13 protein-coding genes are annotated in these 12,042 nt (G+C 70.9%); 1 reads left to right on the plus strand and 12 read right to left on the minus strand.

Annotation, left to right across the window (positions count from 1 at the left end; all coding sequences use genetic code 11):
• Positions 1 to 5 precede the first annotated feature (5 nt).
• From prcB to KAG51_RS04450, 9 genes are all read right to left on the minus strand, one after another.
• A complete protein-coding gene (prcB, locus tag KAG51_RS04410) occupies positions 6 to 833 on the minus strand; it encodes a proteasome subunit beta (RefSeq protein ID WP_290581261.1) in 828 nt (275 codons plus the stop codon).
• A complete protein-coding gene (locus KAG51_RS04415; protein WP_290581013.1) occupies positions 833 to 1,027 on the minus strand; it encodes a ubiquitin-like protein Pup in 195 nt (64 codons plus the stop codon). The genes prcB and KAG51_RS04415 overlap by 1 nt, the downstream gene beginning before the upstream one ends.
• A gap of 63 nt (positions 1,028 to 1,090) precedes the next feature.
• Entirely contained in the window at positions 1,091 to 2,599 is a 1,509-nt protein-coding gene (gene dop / locus KAG51_RS04420; protein ID WP_290581015.1) for a depupylase/deamidase Dop, read from the minus strand.
• Between the two features lie 36 nt (positions 2,600 to 2,635).
• Positions 2,636 to 3,565, minus strand: coding sequence for a TIGR01777 family oxidoreductase (locus KAG51_RS04425; RefSeq protein WP_290581017.1), 930 nt, complete (start codon positions 3,563 to 3,565; stop codon positions 2,636 to 2,638).
• A complete protein-coding gene (locus KAG51_RS04430; protein ID WP_290581019.1) occupies positions 3,562 to 4,254 on the minus strand; it encodes a TetR family transcriptional regulator in 693 nt (230 codons plus the stop codon). Before KAG51_RS04430 ends, KAG51_RS04425 begins: the two co-directional genes overlap by 4 nt.
• Positions 4,255 to 4,323: 69 nt before the next feature.
• Complete coding sequence (locus KAG51_RS04435; RefSeq protein ID WP_290581021.1) at positions 4,324 to 4,791, minus strand: GNAT family N-acetyltransferase; 468 nt, start codon at positions 4,789 to 4,791, stop codon at positions 4,324 to 4,326.
• A complete protein-coding gene (gene arc, locus KAG51_RS04440; protein ID WP_290581023.1) occupies positions 4,792 to 6,540 on the minus strand; it encodes a proteasome ATPase in 1,749 nt (582 codons plus the stop codon).
• A gap of 99 nt (positions 6,541 to 6,639) precedes the next feature.
• Positions 6,640 to 7,545, minus strand: coding sequence for a tRNA (adenine-N1)-methyltransferase (locus KAG51_RS04445; protein WP_290581025.1), 906 nt, complete (start codon positions 7,543 to 7,545; stop codon positions 6,640 to 6,642).
• Positions 7,542 to 8,468 carry a site-2 protease family protein gene (locus KAG51_RS04450; RefSeq protein ID WP_290581027.1) on the minus strand — a complete coding sequence of 309 codons (927 nt, stop codon included), beginning with the start codon at positions 8,466 to 8,468 and terminating at the stop codon, positions 7,542 to 7,544. Before KAG51_RS04450 ends, KAG51_RS04445 begins: the two co-directional genes overlap by 4 nt.
• On the opposite strand from KAG51_RS04450, the gene KAG51_RS04455 reads away from it, so the two are divergent.
• Entirely contained in the window at positions 8,452 to 9,375 is a 924-nt protein-coding gene (locus KAG51_RS04455; protein WP_290581029.1) for a PD-(D/E)XK nuclease family protein, read from the plus strand. The two genes, KAG51_RS04450 and KAG51_RS04455, sit on opposite strands and share 17 nt — an antisense overlap.
• 9 nt (positions 9,376 to 9,384) lie before the next feature.
• Here the strand turns inward: KAG51_RS04455 and KAG51_RS04460 are convergent, their stop codons facing one another.
• The 3 genes from KAG51_RS04460 to KAG51_RS04470 form a co-directional block, all read right to left on the minus strand.
• The gene (locus tag KAG51_RS04460) at positions 9,385 to 10,044 is read right to left on the minus strand and encodes an HAD family phosphatase (RefSeq protein ID WP_290581031.1); all 660 of its coding nucleotides are present in this window, start codon (positions 10,042 to 10,044) and stop codon (positions 9,385 to 9,387) included.
• 86 nt (positions 10,045 to 10,130) lie between these two features.
• Positions 10,131 to 10,970 carry a hypothetical protein gene (locus KAG51_RS04465; RefSeq protein WP_290581033.1) on the minus strand — a complete coding sequence of 280 codons (840 nt, stop codon included), beginning with the start codon at positions 10,968 to 10,970 and terminating at the stop codon, positions 10,131 to 10,133.
• Between the two features lie 126 nt (positions 10,971 to 11,096).
• Positions 11,097 to 11,858 carry a hypothetical protein gene (locus KAG51_RS04470; protein ID WP_290581035.1) on the minus strand — a complete coding sequence of 254 codons (762 nt, stop codon included), beginning with the start codon at positions 11,856 to 11,858 and terminating at the stop codon, positions 11,097 to 11,099.
• Between the last annotated feature and the right edge of the window lie 184 nt (positions 11,859 to 12,042).

Below are 12,042 nucleotides of genomic sequence, written 5' to 3' on the forward strand. Positions count from 1 at the left end.
CTTCGTCAGATCAGCGGCGCGGACGGGCCGTCCGGCGCGGTGAGTCGGGCGGCGACGACCTGGTCGGCGATCGCGGCGGTCTCGTCGTCGGAGTACGCCCGGAAGCCGTCGGCGGTGATGACCGCGACCATGGGGAAGATACGCCGGGCCAGGTCGGGCCCGCCCGTGGCCGAGTCGTCGTCGGCGGCGTCGTAGAGCGCCTGCACCGCCGCCGTGACGGTGTCGCGCTCGGAGAGGTCGTCGCGGTAGAGCTTCTTGAGCGATCCGCGGGCGAACAGCGAGCCCGAGCCGACCGAGTGGAACGTGCGCTCCTCGTTGCGGTTGCCCGTGACGTCGAAGGCGAAGATGCGTCCGACACCCAGGTCGAGGTCGTAGGCCGCGAACAGCGGCACGACGGCGAGTCCCTGCATCGCCATGCCGAGATTGCCGCGGATCAGCGTGGCGAGGCGGTTGGCCTTGCCCTCGGTGGAGAGCACCGTGCCCTCGATCTTCTCGTAGTGCTCGAGCTCGACCTGGAACAGGCGGGTCATCTCGACCGCGAGACCGGCAGTTCCGGCGATGCCGACGCACGAGTACTCATCGGTCTGGAAGACCTTCTGGATGTCGCGCTGCGCGATGACGTTGCCCATCGTGGCGCGACGGTCACCGGCCATGACGACCCCACCGGGGAACGTGGCCGCGACGATCGTGGTGCCGTGGGTGACCCCGTCGACGGCGCCGGTGTGCTCCGGCGTCCGCTCACGGCCGGCGCCGGGCATCTGGTCAGGGGCGTGCTGGGTGAGGAACTCCGAGAAGGAGGCCGATCCTGCCGAGCGGAAGGCATCGGGCAGCATCACTGCCCGCCCTTCTGCACGAAGCTGCGCACGAACTCCTCGGCATTCTCCTCGAGCACGTCGTCGATCTCGTCGAGGATCGAGTCGACGTCGTCGTCCAGCTTGGCCTTGGCCTCGGTGTCGACCGGGACGTCGTCGACCTGCTGCTCGTCGTCCTTGGCCGGACGGTTGCTCCTGTGCTGCTGCTCGGACATGTCTTCACCCTAGACCCAGATCGGTTGCAGCCGCGTGACGAACGCGGGGTGTCCGGCCCGCCCTCAGTCGCCGGTCGTCAGCGCCCGGAACAGCTCGGTCGCGGTGGGCCCGGCGTCGAACAGCGCGCCGACGTGCTCCTGCGTCCCCCGCAGCGGCTCGAGCGTGGGCACGCGCTGCAGGGAGGCGTACCCCGGCAGGTCGAAGATCACCGAGTCCCACGAGGCGGCGGCGATGTCGCCGGCGAAGTGCTGGAGGCACTTGCCGCGGAAGTAGGCGCGCGTGTCGGTCGGGGGCGCCTCGACAGCGGCCTCGATCTCGGCCGGATCGACGAGTCGCTGCATCCGTCCGGTGCGCACGAGCTGGTGGAACAGTCCGCGCTCGGGTCGCACGTCGTGGTACTGCAGGTCGACCAGGTGGAGCTTCGGGTGGTCCCAGTCGAGGCCGTCCCGCTCGCGGTAGCGCTCGAGCAGCGCGAGCTTCGCGACCCAGTCGAGCTCGGTGGCCAGCTCCATGGGGTCGCGGGCGAGCCGGGTCAGCACGCTCTCCCACCGGTCCAGCACGTCGTGCGTCTGCGGATCGTCGTCACCCTGCCGCTCGACGAACGCCCGCGAGCGGGTCAGGTACTCCCCCTGCAGGTCCAGGGCCGTCATGGTGCGGCCGTCCGCGAGGGTCACGGCCGTGCGCAGGGTGGGGTCGTAGGAGATCTGGTGCAGCGCCCGGACCGGGTTCTCCAGGGCCAGGTCGGTGACGGTCTCCCCCGCCTCGACCAGGGAGAGCACGAGCGAGGCCAGGCCGTGCTTGAGGTAGATCGAGGTCTCGGCGCAGTTGGCGTCGCCGATGATGACGTGCAGGCGGCGGTACTTGCGCGCGTCCGCGTGCGGCTCGTCGCGGGTGTTGATGATGGGCCGCTTCAGGGTCGTCTCGAGCCCGACCGGCACCTCGAAGTAGTCGGCCCGCTGACTGATCTGGAAGGCGTGGACGCTGCCGTCCTGCTGCTGGCCCACCCGCCCGGCGCCGCAGACGATCTGTCGGGAGGCGAAGAACGGCGTGAGGTGGGTGACGATCTGCTCGAACGGCACCGACCGGTTCATGAGGTAGTTCTCGTGCGACCCGTAGGACGCACCCTTGTTGTCGACGTTGTTCTTGTAGAGCACGATCGTGCCGTTGGCCGGGATGCGTCCGGCGAGCTCGGCGGCCGAGCGCATGACCTCCTCGCCGGCCTTCTCCCAGATCACGACGTCGCGCGGGTTCGTGACCTCGGGACTGGAGTACTCCGGGTGGGCGTGGTCGACGTACAGGCGCGCGCCGTTGGTGAGGATGATGTTCGCCAGGCCGAGGTCCTCGTCGGTCAGCTGCGACGGGTCGGCGTCACCGCGGCTCAGGTCGAACCCACGGGCGTCCCGCAGGGGGCTCTCCTCCTCGAAGTCCCAGCGTGCCCGGCGGGTCAGGTCGTGCGCTGCCGCGTACGCGTTGACCACGTGGGTGGAGGTGACCATCGGGTTGGCGTGGGGCTGGCCCTGCACTGCGATGCCGTACTCGACCTCGCTGCCCTGGACCCGGCGGACCGTCATGGGCCCACCCTAGGGGGCGCACCGCAGGCCCGGGTGTCACCCGAGCTGCGTGGCGAGGATGCCGCCGGGGCTGGTGGCCAGGATCTGCTCCAGCGCTCCTGCGAGATGGGGGTGGCGGAACTCGAATCCGGAGTCACGCAGCACGCCGGGGTCGACCCACCGGCTCTTGAGCACGAGCTCGGCCTCGGTGCGGATGATCCTCGCTCCTGCCTCGAGCAGCCAGGCCGGGGTCGGCAGACCGTGGGACCGTCCGACCGCTGAACGGGTGGCCGCCATGAGCTCGGCATTGGTCACCGGATGGGGCGAGGCGACGTTGACCGGTCCGGACAGGTCGGGCCTGGCGAGAAGGTGCTCGATGGCTCCGAGGACGTCGTCGAGGTGCACCCAGCTGAACACCTGGCCCCCGTCACCCATGGGGCCGCCCAGACCCAGTCTGGCCAGGTTGATGATCGGGTTCACGGCACCGCCACCGGTGCCCAGCACGATCGACATCCTCAGGGCGACGCGACGCACGTCGGTCGGGGCGGCGCGCAGCTCGTGCTCCCAGGCCCGGGCGACCTCGACCGAGAAGCCGCTGCCGATCTCGCCCGTCAGCTCGTCCATGGGGCGATCGCGGGCGTCGCGGTAGATCGTCCCGGTACTGGCGTTGACCCAGAGGGCGGGAGGACGCCTGGTCTCGGACAGGGCCCGCCCGAGCCCGGCGGTCGTGCCGACACGGGACGAGAAGATGGCGTCGGCATTGCGCTTGGTGTACCGGCAGCTCACCGAGCGCCCCGCCAGGTTCACCAGGAGGTCGGAGTTCTCGAGCACCGTGCCGAGGCTCGCGGGGTCGGCCCAGCGCGCGTCGTCGGTCGGGGCCCGCCCGATCGTGCGCACGCGGTGGCCCGCTGCGCGCCAGGTCGCGACCAGGTGGCGACCCACGAAGCCCGAGGCGCCGGCGATGACGATCGTGCGTGCAGCGGTCACGAGACGCTCTCTTTCGTGGCGGGGTCCGCGAGATCGGTGGAGAGGCTGTCGAGCAGGATCAGGACCTGATCGGTGAGGCCGCGAGCGACGGGCAGGCGCGACAACGCGATCGCCCGCCCGACCACCGGGCACAGTCCGTCGACCAACGTGCGAGTGCGACGTTGGTCGAGGCTCGTGTCCGTGACCCAGTGCAGGGTGACGGCAAGGTGGGTGAGCCACAGCAGCTGCGGCAGCCGGGCGCCGAGTCCTGGCGAGACCTTCGTGCCGGAGCGGTCGACGGCCAGACGCATCAGGCCGAGCGCGCGCTCCCGCGCCGGTGCCGAGTCCGCCGAGAACGGGCTCGCGCTCGAGGTCGGCTGGACCGCGATGCGCAAGAACGTCTGACCGAAGCCGTGGTAGGGACTCATGACGTCGAGGCCCGCGTGCAGCACGCTGCGCAGGTTGTCGGCGAGTGGCGCCCCCTCGACCAGCCGAGGCTCGACGACTGCTCGGTGCTCGTCCTGGATGCGGACGTAGAGCTCCTGAACGAGCTCGTCCTTCCCGGCGAAGTGGTGGTAGGCGTTGCCGATCGAGACACCTGCCTCGGCCGCGATGCGACGCATCGTCGTGGCGTCGAAGCCGTGCTCCCGGAACAGACGCAGCGCCGTGTCCGCGAGAAGCTCGCGCGTCTCGGCCGCCGTGCGTGCCATGCCCACCTCCTGCAGTTGAACGTGTTCAACTGCAGGCTACACGAGTCGTCTGAACGTGTTCAATCCGCGCTAGAGCTCCTTGCCGAAGTGCACGGAGTCGCCGTAGGACGCGTAGAAGCCGAACGGCTCGATCGCCTCGTAGCCGCTGGACCCGTACAGGGCGATGGCCTCGGGCTGGGCCAGTCCGGTCTCGAGCACGAGCCGGTTGACGCCGGCCGCGCGGGCCGTGCGCTCCAGCTCGGCCAGGATCGCGCGCGCGTGCCCCTGGCGGGCAAAGGCCGGACGCACGTACATCCGCTTGATCTCGGCATCGCTGGCGCCGCGCGGTCCCCCGCGGCGCCAGCCGCCGGACGCCGCCGGCTCGCCTTCGACGTAGCCCACGAGGTACAGGCCGTCGGGCGCGTCAAACTGCGACGGGTCGATCGGGGAGATGTCGCCGTCTCCCCCGTACCGCCGGCCGTACTCGGCCTGCACCTCGGCCGTGAGCAGCTGCGCGTCGTCCCCGGCGTAGGAGACGACCTTGATCTCGAGCGTCACCTACAGGTACTGGCCCGTGTTGGCGACGGTGTCGATCGACCGGCCCGGCTCGCCGCCGGACTTGCCGGAGACCAGCGTGCGGATGAAGACGATGCGTTCGCCCTTCTTGCCCGAGATCCGCGCCCAGTCGTCGGGGTTGGTCGTGTTGGGCAGGTCCTCGTTCTCCTTGAACTCGTCGACACAGGCCTGCAGCAGGTGCTGCACCCGGATGCCGTGCTGCTGGGCCGAGAGGAAGTCCTTGATGGCCATCTTCTTGGCCCGGTCGACGATGTTCTGGATCATCGCGCCGGAGTTGAAGTCCTTGAAGTACAGGACCTCCTTGTCGCCGTTGGCGTACGTCACCTCGAGGAACTGGTTCTCCTCGGTCTCGGTGTACATCCGCTCGACCACCCGCTGGATCATGCCGGCGACACAGGCGTCGCGGTCGCCGCCGAACTCGGCGAGGTCGTCGGCGTGGAGCGGGAGTCGCGACGTCAGGTACTTGCTGAAGATGTCGCGGGCGGCCTCGGCGTCGGGGCGCTCGATCTTGATCTTCACGTCGAGGCGGCCCGGACGCAGGATGGCCGGGTCGATCATGTCCTCACGGTTCGAGGCACCGATGACCAGCACGTTCTCCAGGCCCTCGACACCGTCGATCTCGCTCAGCAGCTGCGGCACGATCGTGTTCTCGACGTCACTCGACACGCCGGATCCGCGGGTGCGGAACAGTGAGTCCATCTCGTCGAAGAACACGATGACCGGGGTGCCCTCGCTCGCCTTCTCGCGAGCACGCTGGAAGACGAGCCGGATGTGCCGCTCGGTCTCGCCCACGTACTTGTTGAGCAGCTCGGGGCCCTTGATGTTGAGGAAGAAGCTGCGCCCCTCCTCGCCGGTCTTCTCCGAGACCTTGCGGGCCAGCGAGGCCGCGACGGCCTTGGCGATCATGGTCTTGCCGCAGCCGGGCGGGCCGTACAGCAGGATGCCCTTGGGCGGACGGAGCTCGTGCTCCACGAAGACCTCGGGGTGCAGGTAGGGCAGCTCGACGGCGTCCTGGATGACCTCGACCTGGCTGCCGAGACCACCGATCGAGGTGTAGTCGACGTCGGGGACCTCCTCCAGCACGAGCTCCTCGACCTCGCTCTTCGGCACCCGCTCGTAGACGTGGCCCGACCGCCCGTCGAGCAGCAGGGAGTCGCCGGCCCGCAGCTTGACGTCCGCCAGGCTGGCCGCGATCCGCACGACCCGCTCCTCGTCGGCGTTGCCGAGCACGAGGGCGCGCTCGCCGTCGGCCATGACCTCCTTGAGCAGCACGACCTCACCGGTCTGCTCGAACTCGAGCGCGAGGACGACGTTCATGGCCTCGTTGAGGATGACCTCCTGACCGCGCTGCAACGCCTCGCGGTCGACGGCCGGACTGACGTTGACGCGCATCTTGCGGCCGCCGGTGAACACGTCGACGGACTCGTCGTCGTTGAGCTGCAGGAACGTGCCGAAACCGGTCGGCGGCTGCGCGAGCCGGTCGACCTCCTCCTTGAGCGTCACGATCTGGTCGCGGGCCTCGCGCAGCGTGTTCGTGAGCCGCTCGTTCTGGGCCGAGGTCGCGGCGAGCTTCGCCTCGATCTCGCGCAGCCGCGAGTCGGCGGAGACGTCGCCGCTCAGCCGACGGCGCAGGTGGTCGACCTCGGCGCGCAGGTAGGCCAGCTCCGCCTCCGCGGCCGCCGAGGCAGCGCGCGAGTCGGGGTGGGTGGGACGTGCATCGTCATCGGGCATGTGACACCTCCAGCTCGTGGCCTCGACACTACCCCGGAGGACGTTGCAGCACTGTGTCGATCGCACGTCGGCGTGTGACGCGGCGCGGGCACCGGACGGTCACGTGCTCGGCAGGTCCGCCGGGCGGGGGCCGGTGTAGTCGGGGCCGTACGCGCCGGGGGCCGGGCGGCGGGTCTTGGCCAGGGCCCTCTGGCCGGGTGCCATGCGCCGGGCCGTCACGAGGTAGGCCGTGTGCGATCCTGCGCCGTGCGCGGGGCGCACGGCCAGACCCTCGGTGTGCCAGTTGCGCTCGAGCGTCTCCCAGGACCGCGGCTCGGTGAACTCCCCGTGCTCGCGCAGGGTCTCGACGAACCGGGACAGCTGGGTCGTGGTGGCGACGTACGCGCACACGACGCCACCGGGCACGAGCCGTTCGGCCGCCATCGGCACGCAGCTCCACGGGTCGACCATGTCGAGGATCAGCCGGTCGATCTCGGTCTCGGCCACGACCTCGCGGACGTCGCCGACCGTGAGGGTCCACGCGGGGTGGTCGCCGGCGATCTGCGTGACGTTCGCGCGGGCGATCTCGGCGAAGTCCTCGCGGATCTCGTACGAGCCGACGTGGCCCTCGGGGCCCACGGCCCGCAGCAGCCACGCCGTCAGGCTGCCGGAGCCGGCACCGGCCTCCACGACCCGGGCCCCGGGGAAGATGTCGGCCCACGTGACGATCTGGGCCGCGTCCTTCGGGTAGATGATCGCGGCCCCGCGCGGCATCGACACGACGTACTCCGACAGCAGCGGGCGGAACACCTGGTACTCCCCGCCCAACGAGGCCTCGACGACGATCCCCTCGGGGCTGTCGATGATGTCGTCGTGGCGGATCTGGCCCTTCTTGGTCGAGAACTCCTTGCCGGCGACGAGCTGGATGTTGTGTTTGCGGCCCTTCGCGTCGCTGAGCCGGACCCACTCGCCCTCGGCGAAGGGTCCACGCCGGCTCCACAGCGGCGCGTTCTCGGGGCTGGTCATCGTCGGGCTCCCACTCGGTAGACACGGTTGACGGTGCGGGTGCGCAGCGTTCCGAGGACCTCGCCGTCCTCGTCGACGACGGCGTACGCCTCCGCAGGTTGTTGGCTCATGGCGCGCAGGAGCGCGTCGCCGCGGAGGTCGACGTCCAGGTGCGGCCAGTCGGGTTCGGGGCGCGAGGAGTCGAACATCCGGCGCACGTGCAGCCGCTCGACGCGCGCCGCACGATCGGCGATGCGCAGGGACTGCGTCGAGCCGGCCCAGAGGAAGAGTCCGACGACGGTGCACAGGGCGAGGTCGATCCACGCGGTGCGCCGGTCCTGCAGGAAGAGCCACCCGCCGAGTCCGAAGCTCGCGAGCCCGGCGAGGCGGCCGGACCATCCCGCCACGACGATGCCGGTGCGCTCGCGACCCGTGACCGCCCAGCCGAGCGCCCGCACGACGCGGCCGCCGTCGAGGGGCAGCGCGGGCAGCATGTTGATGCCGGCGACGAGCACGTTGATCCACCCGAGGGTCGTCAGCACGGCGGCGTTGCTGCCACTGGCCGCCGCGCCCGCACCGAGGGCCGCCAGGCCCACCACGGCCGAGGCGACCGGGCCCGAGATCGCGGTGACGAGCTCCTGGCGGGCGGTCGCGCTGTCGGACTCCAGCAGCGTCTCCCCGCCCAGCAGGTGCAGCGTGACCGAGTGGACCGGGAGACCGAAGTGACGCGCCGCGGCGACGTGAGCCACCTCGTGCAGCAGCACCGAGACGTACAGCGAGGCGACCGCCAGGACCGCCACGACCCAGGGACGGGTGAATCCGGCATCGGCCAGGCGCGGTGCGAACAGGGCGACCAGGACAATGCCCATGAGCACGGCGCCGGGACGGACGCGCACCGGGACGGACCACACCCGCCCGAGGCGGATCGTGCCCGAGGTCGACATGGCGCCCAACCTATCGTGGGTCGCCGTGCGCCTCCCCGACCTGTCGGTCGGGCCGGATACCGTGCTGCTCATGGTCGCTGGAACGGACGAGATCGTGGTGCGACGTCGCCTGTCGCCCAGCCGGGCGTCGGACTTCCTCACGTGTCCCCTGCTGTTCCGGTACCGCACGATCGACCGCCTGCCCGAGCCCGCCTCTCCGGTCGCGGCCCGGGGCACGCTCGTGCACGCCGTGCTCGAGGACCTCTACGACCTGCCGGCCGCCGGCCGCACGCCCGAGGCCGCCAAGGCCCTGGTCGACGCGGCGTGGGAGCGGGTGCTGGCCGACGACGTCCGACTGGCCACGCTCTTCCCCGAGAGCACCCCTGATCGCGATGCCTGGTTCGCCTCGGTCGAGGCACTGCTCGAGGCCTACTTCCGGCTCGAGAACCCGCAGACCCTCGAGCCGGCCGAGCGCGAGGTCCGGGTCGAGGGCCACCTCGAGACCGCGGCGGAGGAAGAGCTCGTCCTGGCCGGCATCGTCGACCGCATCGACGTCGCCCCCGACGGCCGCATCCGCATCGTCGACTACAAGAGCGGGCGCTCCCCGGGTGAGCGGTTCGAGGACACGGCCCTGTTCCAGATGAAGTTCTACGCGCTGGTCGTCTGGCGCGCCCGGGGCGTGCTGCCGTCGCTGCTGCAGCTCATGTACCTCGGCGACGGCCAGATCCTGCGGTACGTGCCCACCGAGGCCGATCTGCTGGCCACCGAGCGCAAGCTGCGCGCCATCTGGGCCGCGGTGGCCACGGCGCTGGAGTCACGCGACTTCCGGCCGCGGCCCAGCGGCCTGTGCCGGTTCTGCGCTCATCGCGACCTGTGCCCCGAGGGCGGGGGCACCGTGCTGCCGATGCCCGCCTTCCGGGTGGAGTGACCCAGCGGCTCAGGCGCCGAGGCCGGTGAACAACGTCGCAACCGCGTGCGGCGTCAGGCCGTCCAGGGTCGTCACGTGGCGCCGTCTCGGGTGCGCGTCCACCGGCACCATGTGGGGCACGGCCAGCACCTGGCAGCCGGCCTCGGTCGCCGAGGTGGCTCCGGTCTCGGAGTCCTCCACCGCGACGCAGGCCGCCGGATCGGCGCCCAACATCCGAGCCGCCGTCAGGTACGGCTCCGGATCCGGCTTGCCCCGGGTCACCCGGTCGCCGGTCACCACCCCGTCCAGCGGCAACGACTCCGCGATCGGATCGGCGAGCACCGCGTACGACATCGTCACGAGCGCCTGCGGCACGCCGGCCTGCGCGTAGGCGAGCACGAGCTCGCGCGCGCCGGGACGCCAGGGCGCGCCCTCGGCCAGACCGCGCGCCACGCGTGTCACGAGGAAGTCGACGATCTCCGCCGGCGTCATGGCCGTGTCGAAGTGCTGCTGGAGCAGGCGTCCTGACGTCAGCAGGTCCGATCCCACGAGCTGGAGGGCGTCCTGAGCGGTCCAGGTGCCACCCACCTGGTCGGCGAGCTCGTGCTCGGCGGCGATCCAGAGCGGTTCGGTGTCGACGAGAGTGCCGTCGAGGTCCCACAGGACCGCGGCCGGAAGGGTGGGTGCCACCTCACGATCCTGTCAGAACGAGAAAGGCCCGCCCCCAGCACCCTCGAGGGGCGCGGGAGGCGGGCCATCGCCGACCGGCTGGGTCGTCAGCAGTCGAGGTAGTACTCGAACACGACGTCGTACGCGTCGGACGCGTCGTCCTCGGCGTCGGACGGTATGTCGCTGCTGTTGTCCAGGTCGGCCACGAGATCGGCGTAGTCGATCAGGACCTCCATGGCGTCAGCCACGTCGCTCGGTGCGTCGTCGATGTTGTCCTCCAGAACGGCCTGCGCCTCCTCCAGGTCGTCGACCTCGTCCAGACCCGGGAAGTAGAGGTAGATGTCGAAGGCCGCGGTGTCGACCTCGTCGATCACGTCGCAGAAGTCCGACGCGTCGTCGTCACGGTCGGAGTCGTCGTCGCGGTCGGAGTCGCGGGAGTCGTCCGTGGGCTCGTCGGACGGGTCGGACTGCGTGGTGTCGTTGTCGTCGTCGGAGTCGTCGCCCTTGGTCAGGGCCCAGACGCCGGTGCCGATGCCGCCGGCCACGAGCAGGAAGACCAGGACGGCCAGAGTGATCCACAGGCCCTTCTTCGACCCACCGGACCCGCCCTGCGGCGCGCCGGGAGCCGCGAAGCCGGCCGGCGGCGGGGTCGCTCCACCCGGCGGCGGGAACGCGGCGCCACCGGGCGGGGGCGTCAGCGGCGGGCCGACCGGGGCCTGCGGCGCGGGCGGGAGCACCGACGTGGGCTCCGCGGCGCCGCCGCGGGACGCGATGGCCGCCTGGACGTCGGGCCCGCCGTTCTCACCGAGCCAGGTCAGCAGGGCGTCGTACGTGTTCGGGTTGGCCGCGATGAGCGGCCAGAGCTCGGCATCGCTCGTGAGCTCCTGGAGTCGAGCCTGGCTGGTGCCGGGATTGCTCGCCTCGGCGCGGGTTTCGTCGGTGGCCATCGGTGGTTCCCCTCAAGAGTGCGGGTCGTCGCGGCGCTCCGCCGCGGCAAGATCGGGAAGAGCCTAGTGCAGGACGGCGGTGCCCGTACCGCGATGTCGCAGCACGGGCACCGCCAGCGTCCTGGCTCAGCACTCCTCGAACACGTAGTCACCGAGGTCGAACTTCGCGTCCAGCGCGTCGTCCCACTCCGGGCCGATGATCGCGTCCTCGTCCTCCGCGATGGTCTCGGCGTAGGTGAGCAGGACCTCGACGATCTCCACGACGTCCTCGTCGTCGTAGTCCTCGAACTGCTCAATCACGCTGACCGCGTCCTCGAGCATCTCCTCGTCGTCGAGGCCCGGGTAGTAGTAGGTCAGGTCGTCGGCGGCGTCCTCCAGGTCGGCGAGGTCGTCGCAGGTGAGATCGGAGGACTCGTCGTCCCTGGTGTCGTCCTCGTCGCCGTCGTCGGATGTCTTCTCGTCGTCGTCGGTGTCGGTCGTCTTCTCGTCGCCGTCGGTCGTGGTGGTGGAGTCGTCGTCCCGGGTCAGGGCCCACACGCCGGTGGCGACGGCACCGCTGAGGAGCAGAAAGACCAGGACGCCCAGCGTGATCCACAGGCCCTTGGTCGAACCGCCGGCGCGGCCCCCAGCAGGAGCCTGAAGGGCTTGGGGCGCCTGGGGCGCGGGCGCGGCCGGCGGAGGGGTCGGTCCGGCGGACGCTGCGCGGCCCGCGATCGCGGCACGGACGTCGTCACCACCGTGCTGGCCCAGCCAGGCCACGAGCGAGTCGTAGGCACTGGGGTTGGCGGCGATCAGCGCCCAGAGCTCGGGGTCGCTCGTCAGCTCCTGGAGCCGGTGCGGCGGGGTCTGGGGATCGGCGGCTTCGTGTCGGGTCTGCTCGGTGGCCATCGTGGTTCCTCCCGATGTGGGTGCGGTGTCCGGCGGGCCGTCGTGCCCGGTCGGGGTGGTCATGTCTCCGAGGCGCCGGGTCGGCCGAATGTTCCCGAGGTCACCGACCGAGTCGTCTGCGACACGCCTCGAATTCGCAGGCTGCGTGGCACAATGAACGGGTACGACCTTCGACGCCCACGCG

Origin of the sequence: Aeromicrobium sp. (genome assembly GCF_023146395.1) — a bacterium.
Lineage (GTDB): Bacteria > Actinomycetota > Actinomycetes > Propionibacteriales > Nocardioidaceae > Aeromicrobium.

Coding starts and splice junctions, on each gene's coding strand:
- KAG51_RS04450 (WP_290581027.1), bottom strand. CDS start 8,468: ATGTCGACCTCGGGCACGATCCGCCTCGGGCGGGTGTGGTCCGTCCCG.
- KAG51_RS04470 (WP_290581035.1), bottom strand. CDS start 11,858: ATGGCCACCGAGCAGACCCGACACGAAGCCGCCGATCCCCAGACCCCG.
- KAG51_RS04415 (WP_290581013.1), bottom strand. CDS start 1,027: ATGTCCGAGCAGCAGCACAGGAGCAACCGTCCGGCCAAGGACGACGAG.
- KAG51_RS04445 (WP_290581025.1), bottom strand. CDS start 7,545: ATGACCAGCCCCGAGAACGCGCCGCTGTGGAGCCGGCGTGGACCCTTC.
- KAG51_RS04430 (WP_290581019.1), bottom strand. CDS start 4,254: ATGGCACGCACGGCGGCCGAGACGCGCGAGCTTCTCGCGGACACGGCG.
- arc (WP_290581023.1), bottom strand. CDS start 6,540: ATGCCCGATGACGATGCACGTCCCACCCACCCCGACTCGCGCGCTGCC.
- dop (WP_290581015.1), bottom strand. CDS start 2,599: ATGACGGTCCGCCGGGTCCAGGGCAGCGAGGTCGAGTACGGCATCGCA.
- prcB (WP_290581261.1), bottom strand. CDS start 833: ATGCTGCCCGATGCCTTCCGCTCGGCAGGATCGGCCTCCTTCTCGGAG.
- KAG51_RS04465 (WP_290581033.1), bottom strand. CDS start 10,970: ATGGCCACCGACGAAACCCGCGCCGAGGCGAGCAATCCCGGCACCAGC.